At 43.6% G+C, this 14,911-nt stretch carries 13 protein-coding genes and 1 tRNA gene; 12 read left to right on the top strand and 2 right to left on the bottom strand.

The window, feature by feature from the left end:
- Window positions 1-157: 157 nt before the first annotated feature.
- From flgA to L884_RS0117225, 3 genes are all read left to right on the top strand, one after another.
- Entirely contained in the window at window positions 158-931 is a 774-nt protein-coding gene (gene flgA, locus L884_RS0117235) for a flagellar basal body P-ring formation chaperone FlgA (protein WP_037411130.1), read from the top strand.
- A 76-nt stretch (window positions 932-1,007) separates the two neighbouring features.
- A complete protein-coding gene (gene flgM, locus L884_RS0117230) occupies window positions 1,008-1,325 on the top strand; it encodes a flagellar biosynthesis anti-sigma factor FlgM (RefSeq protein WP_028768660.1) in 318 nt (105 codons plus the stop codon).
- Between the two features lie 68 nt (window positions 1,326-1,393).
- On the top strand, window positions 1,394-1,819 hold the full coding sequence (locus tag L884_RS0117225; RefSeq protein WP_028768659.1) for a flagella synthesis protein FlgN: 426 nt from the start codon (window positions 1,394-1,396) through the stop codon (window positions 1,817-1,819).
- 503 nt (window positions 1,820-2,322) lie between these two features.
- Here L884_RS0117225 and L884_RS0117220 read toward each other — a convergent pair.
- Complete coding sequence (locus L884_RS0117220; protein ID WP_028768658.1) at window positions 2,323-2,772, bottom strand: LPP20 family lipoprotein; 450 nt, start codon at window positions 2,770-2,772, stop codon at window positions 2,323-2,325.
- Window positions 2,773-3,390, bottom strand: coding sequence for a FlgO family outer membrane protein (locus tag L884_RS0117215; RefSeq protein WP_028768657.1), 618 nt, complete (start codon window positions 3,388-3,390; stop codon window positions 2,773-2,775). It lies immediately after the preceding gene.
- A gap of 339 nt (window positions 3,391-3,729) precedes the next feature.
- Here L884_RS0117215 and L884_RS0117210 point away from each other — a divergent pair, with 339 nt between their 5' ends.
- From L884_RS0117210 to L884_RS0117170, 9 genes are all read left to right on the top strand, one after another.
- A complete protein-coding gene (locus L884_RS0117210) occupies window positions 3,730-4,899 on the top strand; it encodes a flagellar assembly protein FlgT (RefSeq protein WP_028768656.1) in 1,170 nt (389 codons plus the stop codon).
- 226 nt (window positions 4,900-5,125) lie between these two features.
- Window positions 5,126-5,201 (top strand) — tRNA-Arg (locus L884_RS0117205).
- A gap of 312 nt (window positions 5,202-5,513) precedes the next feature.
- The gene (locus tag L884_RS0117200; RefSeq protein ID WP_028768655.1) at window positions 5,514-6,374 is read left to right on the top strand and encodes an N-acetylneuraminate synthase family protein; all 861 of its coding nucleotides are present in this window, start codon (window positions 5,514-5,516) and stop codon (window positions 6,372-6,374) included.
- 5 nt (window positions 6,375-6,379) lie between these two features.
- The gene (locus L884_RS0117195; RefSeq protein ID WP_037411128.1) at window positions 6,380-8,125 is read left to right on the top strand and encodes a thiamine pyrophosphate-binding protein; all 1,746 of its coding nucleotides are present in this window, start codon (window positions 6,380-6,382) and stop codon (window positions 8,123-8,125) included.
- Entirely contained in the window at window positions 8,115-8,852 is a 738-nt protein-coding gene (locus L884_RS0117190) for a 3-oxoacyl-ACP reductase family protein (RefSeq protein ID WP_245603157.1), read from the top strand. Before L884_RS0117195 ends, L884_RS0117190 begins: the two co-directional genes overlap by 11 nt.
- Window positions 8,845-10,044 (top strand): class I SAM-dependent methyltransferase, encoded by a 1,200-nt coding sequence (locus L884_RS0117185; RefSeq protein ID WP_245603156.1) that lies wholly within the window; start codon window positions 8,845-8,847, stop codon window positions 10,042-10,044. The genes L884_RS0117190 and L884_RS0117185 overlap by 8 nt, the downstream gene beginning before the upstream one ends.
- A complete protein-coding gene (locus L884_RS0117180; RefSeq protein WP_028768651.1) occupies window positions 10,045-11,271 on the top strand; it encodes an ATP-grasp domain-containing protein in 1,227 nt (408 codons plus the stop codon).
- A gap of 2 nt (window positions 11,272-11,273) precedes the next feature.
- Window positions 11,274-13,196 carry a glycoside hydrolase gene (locus L884_RS0117175; RefSeq protein ID WP_028768650.1) on the top strand — a complete coding sequence of 641 codons (1,923 nt, stop codon included), beginning with the start codon at window positions 11,274-11,276 and terminating at the stop codon, window positions 13,194-13,196.
- Window positions 13,189-14,907, top strand: a complete 1,719-nt coding sequence (locus L884_RS0117170; RefSeq protein ID WP_028768649.1) for a cytidylyltransferase domain-containing protein — start codon at window positions 13,189-13,191, stop codon at window positions 14,905-14,907. Before L884_RS0117175 ends, L884_RS0117170 begins: the two co-directional genes overlap by 8 nt.
- Window positions 14,908-14,911: the final 4 nt, after the last annotated feature.

Below are 14,911 nucleotides of genomic sequence, written 5' to 3'. Positions count from 1 at the left end.
ATATTTGTTTCATTTGATAAGGTTACGCCAATAGCCAATCTCCAGATTGCTATCAGCTACTGCAGTATTCGGCACACAACTTGCTTATTGCTGGTGAACAGCGCTAGCTCGACACATTCAGTCAAACTAATGACGCTCACTACATATAAGGATAACAATGACTGCTACCCCAAAAATCACACCATATAGAGGCATTCTAGCTAATCAAGCGATTGCATTCATTAGGAATTTGAACTTTGGGTTAGTTTTAATCTCTATTTTGTTATCTACGCGCGCATTTGCCATAGAGCCCGCAAGTATCCCCTCTATATCGACCTTATCTCGATTAGCTATAGCCGCAGTTGAACAAAAAATTGAAGCTCCTGAAAAAGCTAAGATCCAAATCACGCCGCAAAGCCTAGATACTCGGGTTAACTTACCCAATTGTTATCCGCCTATTACTGCGGAAATTGCCAGTAATCGTGAAATAAAGCGCAATAACACAGTTAAAATCAGCTGTAAAAGTCCTGATCTAGCTTATCCATGGCAAATATTTCTATCCGTGAGAGCCGATATCCTCTACCCAGTCGTTGTCGCTAAATCAACCATGGGGCCGGGTGACCTACTCTCAGAGAGTGATTTGGCAATAGAGTACATTGACCAAACCAGTTTGCGTGGCCATCAATTTGAAAATCTATCCGAAGTTGTCGGTGCTAGACTTAAAAGACGAGTGGTACCCGGGCAACCTATTTTTGAAAACCAACTCTGCATTATATGTAAGGGAGACAGCGTTTCGATTTATGCTCGTTCAGAAAATTTTGTGATTAAAACCGTTGGCGAGGCGCTACATGATGGCAATGTTGGTGATAAAATTCGCATTAAAAACAGCCACTCACAAAAAAACCTTGATGCTCAAGTCACTGGCGTTGGTGAAGTCGAAGTAAGAATGTAAAATAAAGCTAAAGTAATAAAGCACGCTGCCGATAGTGTGTGTAAGAAACTCTTTTTATAGAATGTTGGATCTCAAAATGGCTATTGATATTAAACAAGTTAACCCCCATGCCAATTCACGAATTGGCAGCGGGACAAGCACTAAAGGAACGCCTACACAATCGGCGCCGACAAGTGCTACACCAACACCGCAACAAGGTGACTCGGTGTCTATCACGTCTCAAGCTCAACAAATTCAAAACGTGCAAACTAAGATGGCCGATATGCCTGATGTTGATCAAAACAAAATAAATGAGATAAAAGCTGCAATTGCTGAAGGACGTTACAAAATCGATCCAGAGAAGCTTGCATCTAACATTGCTAACTTTGAAAATGAACTTAAAGATCTAAACTAGCTTTCGTCTTAATAATACTTAGCCGATATTCGGCAAGTATGCAGACTTTCATTTATGAGTAAGCCAATATGACAAATCTATCTCAACTTCTTAGCTCACAACACCAAGTGTTGACTGAGCTAAACGCCGTGATAAGCCAAGAGAAGCAAGCATTGCATGAACAAAAAGCCGATGCTTTACTTGCGCTTGCCAGTACTAAGGCAAACTTGCTCACTAGCCTGAAGCAAAATGATGAGATGATTGCAGCCCAGCCTGATCTTGCTCTATTGAAAACTGACCCTGACCTGTCACAGCAAGTGAGCCAAACCAAAGCCTTACTGGCTCAATGCCAGCAACTTAACGCTGAAAACGAATCATTAATCGAATTGAGTTTAGCCAGCTTGAATCGATTCTCACAAGCGTTACAAGTCAGTAGAAATGCATCGAGCTTGACCTATGATGGCAAAGGCAAAACCTCAAGTATTTCAACTTTGGGCAATAACCTACAAGCGTAAAGCTGAGGCTGTTGAGAAGGACGCTTCGCTACTAGGACGTGACTACGTCACTTCGAGGTCCTAGGTCCTAGGTAAAAGCTTATACCAATCAGATAAGAATGTTCGTCTTTGACTTTGCTTCTGCTTTGCCTAGTACCTAGAAGGACGAAGTCCACCCTGAATCCTAGGTCCTCGGTAAAAGCTTATACCACTCAATATAAGAATGTTCGTCTTTAACTTTGTCTTTATCTTTGCTTGTGCTTTGCCTAGTACCTAGAAGGACGAAGTCCACCCTGAATCCTAGGTCCTAGGTCCTAGGCCCTAGGCCCTAGGTAAAGCTTATACCAATCAGATAAGAATGTTCGTCTTTGACTTGGTCTTTATCTTTGCTTGTGCTTTTCCTAGCTCCTAGAAGGACGAAGTCCACCCTAGGTCCTCGAAGTGAGCTTGCGAACGCCCTGTCTCACCTAGAAGGACGAAGTCCACTCTAGGTCCTCGAAGTGAGCTTGCGAACGCCCTGTCTCTTAAAAATACGTCACTTGCTTTACTCGCTGCGAACGGTGTTGCTGTTGATATAACGCCCATACTTGTTCAAAGTCGAGCTCAAGCTCAGTCACATAATGCTCTCCAGCTGGATAGCTTTTTACGACTTTAGCACCGCGAATAATCCCTGATACCGACGCCTGAACCTCATCCGCCGTCAACACCCAATCACTCACTTGGCTATTCGCACTTAACTGCTGACCATATACCTGTTCGGCAAGTTCACGGTAAGCGGCAATTTTTGATGCCTGCATTGCCATTAACACTCGTTGAGATTGCTCTTTTGCTGGCTGTACATCAAGCGATGCATAACCTATGGCTGTTAACTTAGGAAATGATTTCGGCGCTTCAGTTTCATACTGAACATAACGATCTTGAGCCGCACAGCCCGTTAGCATTAACGCAAAGCAAGCATATAACATCGCTCTCATTTATTTATCTCCCACTACCGTTACGGTTTGCGCTGCCTGAGCATTTCGATATAAAAGTCCATGAGCTGAAACAACGGTTTCTGAAGGCTTTATATAGTCACTCATGGCTGTTGAATTAATAAAGCCTTGCGCAGCTGACACGACTCTATTGTTCGTCACATTCACTATACGGCTATTAATCGCCATACCAGCGCTTGATAAGCTCATCGTAGTTACAACCGCATGTTCAACCGCAAGATCTGCCGGTAATTGCTGCCAATCGCGAGTTAAAATGAAATCTCCACTTGGTGTCACTCTTAGCGCCTCAGCAACATTAGTATCCACTAGATTAAACTGCTTTTGATGCATTGCAGCAATCAAACCTTGTTGCAGTTGCAAACCAAGTGCATTAGTTGTTTGTAGATCATCTAACAATACAGGTGTTGTAACAATTATCGGCTGATCGGGACGTAAACTGTCGTTTTGTAACGTCAAACTGTTTACCATTTGCTGTGAGATAGTATTAACAGCACTGGTTTGCGGCAAACTTCTGTTGTCTAATTGTTGTGCCTCATCCTGTGACATTGTTTGACAACCTAAGGCAAACAGCACTGGTAAACAAATCATAGTTTTATACATACTTTCTTACGCCTTTTTGTAGCGCCAATAGGCATAGCTATTCACTGCAAATAGAAAACCTAAACAAGAAGCCAACTAAGATTGCTAGCGTCTGCTCAAGTCTGAGTTTCACTCTATATGCTGTTATCGGCAGCAAGCCAAATAACTTTATGACTTTTATATTTCATCTACGCCCTTGCCTTTGGTGACTATTCCAAGAAAATCCTCACCCCGTAGCTTGCAAAGTGAGCTACGTGTGTATTGCAGGCACAAAATTTGCTTAACAATGGAAATAAGGCGCTAGTGTCAGATAAGCGACGTTTGCCCTAAACGAATTGAATTTAACTATTGGAAGCAGAGATGAGATCAACGCTATATTCACTTACCGTTTTTTTATGCTTAACAGCATCAAGCATAATTCCCACTGCTGAAGCCAAGTGGATCTCTGTGACAGGTCAAGCTGAGATAATTAATAACGATGTAGCGCAAGCACGTGAAGATGCCATTCATCAGGCGGTGAGTTATGCCACTTTAAAATCTGGTGCTCAATTTACCAGCCAGCAAACGGTCAATAACGGCCAGCTTATCGATGAATCGTTCACCCTTGCCCGAGAGCTTCAAAGTCAACAGGTTGAACTGATCTCTGAGCAAATAGATAATAATGTACTCACCGTCAATATCAGACTCGACTTAATCGAACCAATCGAGCCAACCTGTCGCCTAGGAGACTTAAAGGCCGCAATCTTAGTTCCGCAAGCGCTGATAAAGGATCGCACCCAGTTAAGGTACGGCAATTTAGGCTTGTTCGAACAAAACTTATCTGAGCGCTTAGCTGAGACGTTAACTCAACAATCTAATACCGGCTTTCCCTTAGTGCATGCCAACGAGCGTTTAGATATTGCGCAGGAATTAGTCAATGTGCGCGGCTACAGACTGCCAACTTGGTTAGGTGAAATTACCGATAGCCAATATATCTTATTACCCGAAATCATTGATATTTCAACCGAGCCATTTACTAGCACGTTAGGCCTGTGGGATAACGATCCACTACGTACGTTCCAAATCCGCGTTTCACTATTTCATGCTATCAGCGGCGAAAAAATTTGGAGCCAGCAATACAATGAAACTGCCGAGTGGGAATTTAAACGGCAGCAAACCGTTAATTCAAATAGCGAACTATTTTGGCAATCCGAATATGGTGAAGCCATTGACCGAGTGCTCACGCAGGTTAGCCATGATATTGATGACAATCTAAATTGCAGACCACTACTTGGACAGATTGTTTCTAGGCAAGGTAAGCGGATTATTATTAATCTTGGCCGTGATCATGGGTTACGAGTCGGCGATAAATTACAGCTGGTTTTACAGCAAAACATGCCAGATAGGTTAGATAATATGCGCGCCGTGGCCAGTAAAAGCAGAGCAAACATCACTATTGACCAAGTGAGTCAGCAAAGCGCAACCGCTGAACTTAAAGGCATAGCGGCATCACTTAATGTACAACTTAGTGATTTAGCCATAAAAATGTAAGCTACACAGACAATGATTAAGCGCATAGTTATCAAATAAGCGGATATTTATGCGCTCAAGAGTCCATAAACTCACAAAAGAGGTACTATGAAGTTGATAAAAATCGCCATAGGATGAATCATTCTTTATAAAAAACACGGCTAACGAACATTAATTAAGCAACTAAATTTAAAGAGTTTTCATCTGGCCTTTTCATCTAAGTCAAAACCAGTATAATCGACATCGTCTCCCTATAGCTCAACAGGATAGAGCAGTCGCCTCCTAAGCGATCGATCGGGGTTCGAGTCCCTGTGGGGAGACCATATACATACCTTTGTATATGCATTTAGTGATTATCAGCCAGATCTGCTGCTAGTGAAGTAGTGTCGCTTCACTACTGCTAAGCCAACATCATCTATTTTGATGTCCTGAAAACCCTGTTTAAATTCCAACAACGCTAAATTTATTGGTTTTGCCGCCGATAGTATTACCTAAATTATCGCTTTGAATACTCAGCAAAGTTATCCAGTTTGAGTGTGATATGATTACGCGCATTTATCAGCCTATACCGTTACTGTAGAGGCGTAAGAGCAATAAGCGCAAATGGACAAGTTTAGCATTAGGAATCACCAAGTATGAGTCAGCCGTTATTTATTGCAGAAGTGTCTAGCAACCACCATAAAAGTTTAGATCGTTGTATCGAATTTATAGAAACTTCTGCCGCTATTGGCTGTGACGCGGTCAAATTCCAGCTCTTTAAAATTGATGAGCTTTTCGCAAGTGAAATTCTGCAGAAAAGTGAAATGCATCGCGCCAGAAAAGAGTGGGAACTGCCTGTTGAATTTATTCCAGCGTTACGTGAAGCCTGTGAGCATTTTAATATTCAGTTTTCTTGTACACCGTTTTATTTAAAAGCAGTAAAAGAGCTTGAGCCATATGTACATTTTTTCAAAATAGCCTCTTATGAGCTACTTTGGACAGACCTATTAATTGAGTGCGCCAAGACCCAATTGCCTATTGTTATCTCTAGCGGCATGGCAACCATTGAAGAGATAGATGGCGCAATTGCAACGCTTAAACAACATGGTGCCGATGATATTACGCTATTGCATTGTGTATCCGCTTATCCAACCCCTGAAGACCAATGTAATTTAGCAGTTTTACAAACATTTAGAGAAAGATACGGTGTGAAAGTCGGTTGGTCTGATCACACTGTATCCCCCGCTGTACTTAATCGAGCAATTCATAAGTGGCAAGCTGACACCATTGAGTTTCATCTCGATTTAGATGAGCAAGGTGCTGAATATGCAGCTGGACATTGCTGGCTTCCACAACAGATAGCACCGGTTATTCGAGGGGCAAAACTCATTGATAACATTGATGGTAGCCCAGTAAAACAATTTGTTCCTTGCGAAACTGCAGACAGAGAATGGCGTGCCGATCCAGATGACGGTTTACGCCCATTTAAACAGATCCGCTCAACCTTTGGACTATAAACTTCATGACAAATCCAATAAAAGTCGCTGCTGACGCCGTTATTCATTTCTTACATAACATGGGGGTCAATACATTCCACAATTATCCGGGCGGGACTATTGCGCCACTTCTGGATGCTTGCCCTCAATTTGATATTAATGTCATCACTTCACGTCATGAGCAAGGTGCTGGATACGCCGCGTTAGCGCAAGCAAAATTAACCGGCTTGCCGGGTATTGTTGGCGTCACTTCAGGCCCAGGTGTGACCAATATTCTCACCCCAGTTGCAGATGCCTATTTTGACAGTATTCCGCTACTCGTTTTTACCGGTCAGGTTGGCACAGGTGATATCAATCGTTATCAAGGCATTCGCCAACGCGGCTTTCAAGAAGTTGATACACCTTTATTAATGAAGGCGGTAACTAAAGCACAGTTCCAACCTAAAAGCGTGGCAGAGCTTATAGAAATATTGCCGCAGGCATGGAATATCGCCATTGAGGGGCGTAAAGGACCTGTTTCAATTGACCTACCAATGGATGTTCAGCGCAGTCCGTATCAGCAAACGATTACGCCAAAAGCAGCGCCTGCGCAGCTCGTCAATAACAGTGAACTTACCGAGTTTACTCAATCGCTAATGGCACAAGTTGCTCAGGCGAAAAAGCCTGTCATCATTTGCGGAAATGGCATGGCTAACAAAGAGTTATCTGTGGTACTAAATAAGATTTTGACCTGTTGGCCTGCAGCTGTGAGTCATAGCCTACTTGGCATTGGCGTGCTAGATTCCCACTCGCCTCTTGCATTAGGTTTTCATGGTCACACAGGTAGCCAAGTCGCAGGCTATGCCATTAATGAGGCCGACTTAGTATTAGTGCTAGGTTCGCGTCTAGATGTTAGACAAACCGGTACCCTTGTGGATACATTTGCGCCTAACGCTCAACTGTATCGTGTCGATTTTGACAGCGATGAACTAACCCATGCTCGTATCAAAAATCATAAGCAACTTAGCCTTGCATTAGAGCTATTTTTACCTCATTTCTGTCAACAAATCGAAGCATTAGCAACGCCTATCAACCTCGCTGATTGGCACCAGCAGATCGCTTCATTAAAATCCCAATTCAGCTGGCCTTACCCTGCCTACCCGGGTATATCTCCAGTTAAGGTTATCGAGACCTTATCAGCTCAAATGCCAGAAAACACCATTTGTGTTACCGGTGTGGGCGCTCATCAACACTGGGTTGCTCGCCACTTTAGGTTTGCACTACCGAATAGACAGTTTTTCACTTCAGCTGGTCATGGCGCTATGGGGTATGATCTCCCTACCGCGATAGGTGCTGCAATGCACTCACCTGAGTCTGAAGTCCTGTGTATCGTTGGTGACGGCTCATTCCAAATGAATATTCAAGAGCTAGGCGTCATTACTGAATACGGTTTAAAAGTAAAAATTGTCGTACTTGATAACCATAGGCTAGGTTTAGTTTCCCAATTCCAGTTAATGAACTGGGACACCGATGTCGCCTGCGGCAAAAAGCATACTCCTGATTTTTGCATGATAGCGAAAGGTTATGGCCTAAGTGCTCAGCACTGTAACGATCCGAGTCAACTTGCCAGTGCTATCGAACAATTTGTTCAAACCGACAGCGCGGCACTACTGCACATTGAAATCGATAATCGTCATGACGTATTACCTATGTTATTAGGCGGGCAAACTACAGATAAGATGTGGCCTTACTATGATATGCAAGGCAATAAGCTGGAGCACAATGATGAATAAACTCGTATTCATCACCGGTGGTTCAAGGGGCATTGGCAAACAGCTAGTTACTTCGTTTGTCGAAGCGGGCTATAAGGTTGCTTTCAGCTATTGTCAGCAAGAAGCACAAGCTAACAGCTTAATGTCAGCGCTAGGTAATAATTGCTTTGCGGTAAAAATGGATCAGGGCTTGCCTGCTGATATCGAGCAAGCTATCAGCAAAATTGAGCAGCATTTTGCAACCAGCATAGATGTACTGATAAACAACGCCGCTATCGCCCAAGAAAAGCCTTTTGAACAGATCAGCGCAGATGATTGGGCTAATATGCTCAACACTAACCTGCAAGGGCCTTTTCTGCTTTCACAGGCACTGGCGCCAAAAATGGTCAATAAAGGCCAAGGTAGGATCATTAACATTACCTCCATTGGCGGGCAATGGGGCGGCCTTAATCAAGTACATTATGCAGCGTCTAAAGCAGGGCTGATCAGCCTGACCCAATCTCTAGCGAAAGTTTATTCTGCTAAGGGAGTGACAAGTAATGCTATTGCCATCGGCCTTGTCGAGACGGATATGACCGCCAATGAACTTAGCACCGAAGCAGGAAAACGTAAGGTCGCAGCGATCCCGATGCAGCGCATGGGCACAACGGAAGATATTGCCGGAATAGCGCTATTTTTAGCCTCTGAGCAAGCTGCTTATTTAACAGGGCAAACACTTAACGCAAATGGTGGGATGTATTTTGGTTAACGAAAAAGTGATACGAGACTGTTTTATTTGTGGCTCAAAAACTGAAGTAATTTTTTCAACAACTTGGGTACTGCCCGGCTTAAAACCGAGAGAGATTGGTTTTTCAATTTGCCCGGACTGCGGCTCTGTCTGTCAAAGCCCTACGGTTAGCTTTAACGAGATGATGATGTTTTACAGCTCAATGGCTGTTTACACCAATCCAGGGCGTCAAGAGCGCCCTTCAGACGCAAAAATCCGCGATCTCGATGAGCAAATTCAGTTTATCAAACGTGGCATAGGCACGCTTCCAGACTCAGTACTGCAGATCGGCAGCTCTGACGGTTATACCCTGTCACGTTTTCGTGATGCGGGAGTCCAACGAGTTATTGGCGTTGAGCCCGGCAATGCCTCGGTTGAAATAGCGAAACGAGTCTATGACATTGACTGCATTCACAGCAGTGCTGAAGCGTTTCAGGTTAATGAAAGTTTCGATCTCATTTTGCTTACCCATGTGTTGGAACATTTATACCAGCCACAGCAGACGTTAGCTAAATGTAGGGCACTACATGATGAGACAAAAGAAGGCTTTATTTACGTTGAAGTGCCATTAATGGCTAACCCAAAAAGCCTATGCCCTGGCTTTTTCTCGTTTGAACATATCAATTATTACACCAAAGAGAACCTCTTAAGAAGCTTAACAGACGCAGGTTATAGCCCTGTCTCTGTTGTTGAGCATTTTAACAGTAATCTGTCTCCAATTATTGGTGTGCTTGCCAGTAGCAAAGCACAACAACACTATGACCATTTTTTCCCTGAAGTGCAGAAAAACACCAAGATCTTAAAAGACTATCGCACTAAAGAAGTTGAATATTGGCAAGGTTGTCTTGATAGCATCAACCCAGAGCTTGAAAAAAGCGAACGAATTTTCCTCTGGGGAGCAGGCATTCATACCAGCCAAATTGTTGCCAATACAGATTTACTGCAGCAGTGGCACATTGCCGGACTAACTGATACCTCATCATTAAAATGGGGATTGCGCCAAGGAGATTGGATTTGCCAAGCCCCTGATAGCATTCAATGGCAAGCGGGCGATACGGTTATTATCTCCTCCTACGCTTCAGAGAAAGAGATCTATGACGCCCTTGATTGGCTTAGGGCTAAAGGGGTTAATACCCTTAGATTACATAATGTTGACGATACTAAGGCCCATTAAATGCCATTCAATAAAAACCTATTAATCATTGGCGCAGGCATAGAGGCCTGTGAAGGCATTAAAACAGCTAAAGCAATGGGCTTAACGCTAATCATTGCCGATGGCAACCCTCAAGCTCCGGGTCTAGAAATGGCTGACTGGAGAATTATTGCCAGTACCTATGATGGCGCCGCTATTCTTGAGCAAGTAAAAGCCCTAGCAGAGCAAGGAATTACTCTCGACGGCGCTATTGCAATGTGTGCCGATGTACCGATGAGCGTAGCCACAGTCACCAATGCGCTAGGACTACCAGGACTATCTATTGAGTCAGCATTTTGGGTTTCAGACAAACTTGCAATGAAAGATAGGCTTAAAGCTGAAGGCGTCGCTATTCCGCGATACGCTGACGTTTCTGATATGACGTTACTGCAAGCGCGTGCTGAAGAAATTGGCCTGCCTTTGATTATTAAGCCTGTCGATAGTCGTGGGGCTAGAGGTGTTCAGCTAATTGAACATTTTGAGCAACTTGCTGAAGCTTGGCAGTTGGCAGCTCAAGAGTCGCCAACTGCACGAGTCATGCTGGAAGAGTATCTGGCTGGACCACAATTCAGTACAGAAACACTCATTGATAACGGCAAAGCGTATACTCTGGGCTTTGCCGACAGAAATTATGAATGGCTGCCAAGAACCAAGCCATTTATCATCGAAAATGGCGGCGACTCCCCAACTGCTATAAGCGATGACGTCAAACTTGCTGTTACTGAAACTGTTGAGCAAGCTGCCGCCTGTTTAGGGATCACTCAAGGCGTTGCTAAAGGCGATATGGTGTATACCAAAGACGGTGCAAAAGTCATTGAAATAGCCGGACGTTTATCTGGTGGCTTTTTTTCCACCACGCAGATCCCGCTGGCCACTGGGGTTAATTTTATCGAACAAGCGATAAAATTAGCCCTCGGTTATTCGTTAACGACCGATGCTGTAACACCGACTAAAAACAATGCGGTTGCAATTCGTTATTTAGATCTAGCACCTGGCAAAATCCGAGCGATAAACGGCTTGGATAAAGCTTATCAAACCGAAGGGGTTGAGATGCTAAAGCTATTTATTAATGCCGGAGATATTATTCAGCCGCTTGCCAATCACACCCAAAGAGCGGGTTTTGCTATCGCTTGTGGTGCAACGAAGCAACAAGCAATCGAAAAATCACTCTCTGCTTTAGCCTGCATTACAATCGAGTATGAACAATAACTATGGCTGTTAATCTCTATACTGTTTTTCATTTGAATCTTGCGTTTTCGTCAATCGAACAAGAGCAACATTTAGACGTTATCAAACACTGTTATTGGCCGCTACTCAAGTTGGCTCAACAAGGGATCCCAGTCGGAATTGAAATGACAGCCTATACACTTGAGTGTATAGCAAAAGTTGATAGCAAATGGATAGCGCTGTTTCGTTCGCTTTTACAACAGCAAAAATGTGAGTTAATTGCCAGTGGTGACAGCCAAATTATAGGCCCGCTTATCCCTGCCGAAGTCAACCGAGCCAATCTAGTGCTCGGCCAAAAAAGCTATCAACAACAGCTACAAGTGACACCGAAAATTGCCTATATCAATGAGCAAGCGACATCCGCAGGCTTACTTGACGTATACATAGATGTCGGTTTCGAAGCGGTCGTGGTTGAATGGGATAACCCTTACTCTCACAACCCCAACTGGACTACCAAGGCTCTCGAGCGTCCACAATCATTAACTGCTGCAAGTGGCCGTGAAATCAAAGTGATTTGGAACAATGCTATCGCGTTTCAAAAGTTCCAACGCTATGCCCATGGCGAACTACCATTAGCTGATTATACTGACTACCTCAGCACTGTGTGCCAGCAAAATATGAGCGCATTTCCTATTTATGGTAGTGATGCAGAAGTATTTGATTTTCGACCTGGCCGATATCAAACAGAAACAAAATCTACACAGGGTGAATGGCAAAGAATTGCCGCACTATTTAATTTTTTAGCCACAAGTAAGCAATTTAATTGGCAATGCCCTTCTGAGATCCTTAACCTCTGGCAAAAACAGCAGCCTTTGGCATTAACGAATGCTGAACATCCGGTCTCGGTCAAAAAACAAGCCAAGTACAATATTACCCGTTGGGCACTTAGTGGTCGTAACGACCTGCTTTTAAATACCTTGTGCTATCAGCAATGGCAACAACTAAAACAAACAGCTGCTGACGATTCTCTGTGGCGCTCGCTATGTAGAATGTGGAGTAGCGATCTGCGCACTCATCTCACACAATCAAGATATGACCGTCTCAACCTAGCAGCAGTTAATCAACCAGCGCCCGTTTTCGAGTCATGGCAAAACCAGTATCAACTTGACACCGAGCAGTTCAAAATTGATTACGATGCAGAAAGGCATCGCTTACATGTGCGCACCCCTCACTTAGCACTGAGCCTGAATGCAAATCGCGGACTTGCCATCGAGCAGCTCAGCTTCAGCTCACAACAATTTAAACCGACATTAGCCACCCTATCTCATGGTTATTTTGATCATATAAGCTATGGCGCTGATTTCTATAGTAATCACTTACTATTCGAACGCTTTAGAGACAGAGATAGAGTGACAGATCTTAATAAAGTGGACTATCAACTCGGCCAAAAAGACGGCAATTTAGTGATTTATTGCCATCAAAAGCTCAAGACCGGTGGGTTATTGAAGTGGTATATGCTTGAGCAAGAGTCTGTGCACTGCGGATTTCATTTTGAAGATAGCCTACGTCCAGAAGCCGCCATTCGCTTAGGCTTTATTACCATGCAGGATTGCTCACAACGTCCATGGTATGCCTGCCACTTAGGTGGTTATCAAAAAGAGCATTTTCAACTTAGCTCTGATATCGACCAAGGTGCGCCGGTGTCTTCACTGGTCTCAGCGAATAGCGCAATTGGCGCTACCAATGGTGAGCTACTCTTCGGCGTAAATAATACTGGAATTCAAATAACTTGGGATCCGGCTAAGTGCGCTGCGCTGCCAATGATTTCAAGCAAGAAAATCAATCATCAGTATCTCAATCGAGTGTGGTTTTCATTAGCTGAAGCTGACGAAACCCTCAAACAAAACGGCACTTTATTAGACTTTGAATACTGTATTAAACCGACTTGCCGGAGACTTCATGACTAACACGCTCGCTATTGTGGGGGCTAGGTTAAATTCAAGCCGACTGCCCAATAAGCATCTGCTGCAACTTGCTGGCAAGCCTATGATCGAACGCATTTGCCAACGACTAAAGCAATGCCAGCAAATTGACACAATACAGTTGGCGACAACCGCAGATGAATTTAATCAACCTTTGATTGATTGGGCTGCTGATCATCATGTTAATTGCACGCCATATACTGGGGATGTCAATGATCTCATGGCGAGGCTTGATTTTATTATTCAGCAACAACAACCGCGTTTTATCGTATATATCTGCGGTGATTGCCCGTTAATCGATCCCGGCTTTATCGACCATGCCATAACATCCTTATCAGGTGCAGAGACTAAAGACACGATTCAATTAAGTACTGACATAAAAAGTATTCATGAAGGAATGGCGTTCTATACACTGGCAGGCTGGAACAAACTGATGCAAGCCAGTCAATGCGCAATGTCACGTGAACATGTTGGTTATGCTGATAGCTTATCACCAGTTCTGAACAAACTATCTATTGCTGATAGCGACGATTTTTCCGCTATAAAACACAGGATTTCTGTCGACACCCAAGCCGACTATCGCTTTATGGCTGAAGTCTACCAACGCTGGTACGCAGCGAACCCAAGCGATAGCATTGTGAGCCTAACATGGGTTATTAAGCAGCTACAAAAAGATGAAAATCTGCTGTCAATTAACGCTCATGTCAATCAAAAGGCACCTGATCGTCAATATGAAAAAGTCTCTATTTATTGTCAGATAGGCCCGCTAGTCGGCCTCGGCCACTTAAAGCGCTGCGCGCTTATTGCCGATGCGTTACAAGAGCAGTTAAGCGTTGCAACAGAAGTGGTTATTTTAGGTGAAGAGACTCAACTACCATGGCTAAAGTGCAAACCACATTGGTTTAGTGAAACAGCTGATTTTCTTGCCCATATGAATAACGATATCAATAAATTATTGATTATCGATCTTCACCCAGAACATATTCCACTGGAGATGCTAGAAACCATTTGCCTCAAAAAGCAACATCAGCAAATTCCAATTGTGGCCTTAGACAAAATGTCTGCTCTATTGCCTTGGTGTGATCTGCTTTTTGTACCGAGCTTTTATAGTGAGTTAAGCGATCCTAAAGTCGATTTTGGCTGGCAAAACTATTTATTGCCTACAGCTTCAGCATCAACAAAACAAAATATTGTTTTAATCCTTACAGGCGGCAGTGATGCGTTAGGTTATGGTGATGTTTTACCAGATCTATTATTACCTAAACTCGATCAAGATTGGCGCTATGTGTGGGTCCAAGGGCCAATGGCGAGTGCCCCAAATATCATGCCAAACGCCGCTATTGAGTGCCTACAAAACCCAGCCGATCTTAATGATTTGATTGCCACAGCAAAGATCGTTGTCACATGTTATGGCTTGTCTCTATTTGAGTCCATGGCACAAGGTGCCGCCGTCATCTTATTACCAACCCAGCATTTATGCAGCGAAAACGAGCTTAAAGCACTACGCGCGCAACAAGCATGTGAAATGGTTGAGAAGCTTGATGATATCGCAGAGCTGTTAGTCAACATTCAAAGCAGTCCAATGCAGCAAGCTAGGCTTGCTGAAAAGTGCCGCTCATTATTTACCACTAAAAATGGATTAACAGCATTAGCAAACCATGTTCGCACGCTGTTAGACAAAAACGCTAAAGTATAAGGAA

The organism is Shewanella fidelis ATCC BAA-318, assembly GCF_000518605.1.
In the GTDB taxonomy this organism is placed as follows: Bacteria; Pseudomonadota; Gammaproteobacteria; order Enterobacterales; family Shewanellaceae; genus Shewanella; species Shewanella fidelis.
Note: the sequence above shows the minus strand (reverse complement) of the source record. Positions and strands in the feature narration are given on the sequence as shown.

Coding starts and splice junctions, on each gene's coding strand:
- flgA (WP_037411130.1), top strand. CDS start 158: ATGACTGCTACCCCAAAAATCACACCATATAGAGGCATTCTAGCTAAT.
- flgM (WP_028768660.1), top strand. CDS start 1,008: ATGGCTATTGATATTAAACAAGTTAACCCCCATGCCAATTCACGAATT.
- L884_RS0117225 (WP_028768659.1), top strand. CDS start 1,394: ATGACAAATCTATCTCAACTTCTTAGCTCACAACACCAAGTGTTGACT.
- L884_RS0117220 (WP_028768658.1), bottom strand. CDS start 2,772: ATGAGAGCGATGTTATATGCTTGCTTTGCGTTAATGCTAACGGGCTGT.
- L884_RS0117215 (WP_028768657.1), bottom strand. CDS start 3,390: ATGTATAAAACTATGATTTGTTTACCAGTGCTGTTTGCCTTAGGTTGT.
- L884_RS0117210 (WP_028768656.1), top strand. CDS start 3,730: ATGAGATCAACGCTATATTCACTTACCGTTTTTTTATGCTTAACAGCA.
- L884_RS0117200 (WP_028768655.1), top strand. CDS start 5,514: ATGAGTCAGCCGTTATTTATTGCAGAAGTGTCTAGCAACCACCATAAA.
- L884_RS0117195 (WP_037411128.1), top strand. CDS start 6,380: ATGACAAATCCAATAAAAGTCGCTGCTGACGCCGTTATTCATTTCTTA.
- L884_RS0117190 (WP_245603157.1), top strand. CDS start 8,115: ATGATGAATAAACTCGTATTCATCACCGGTGGTTCAAGGGGCATTGGC.
- L884_RS0117180 (WP_028768651.1), top strand. CDS start 10,045: ATGCCATTCAATAAAAACCTATTAATCATTGGCGCAGGCATAGAGGCC.
- L884_RS0117175 (WP_028768650.1), top strand. CDS start 11,274: ATGGCTGTTAATCTCTATACTGTTTTTCATTTGAATCTTGCGTTTTCG.
- L884_RS0117170 (WP_028768649.1), top strand. CDS start 13,189: ATGACTAACACGCTCGCTATTGTGGGGGCTAGGTTAAATTCAAGCCGA.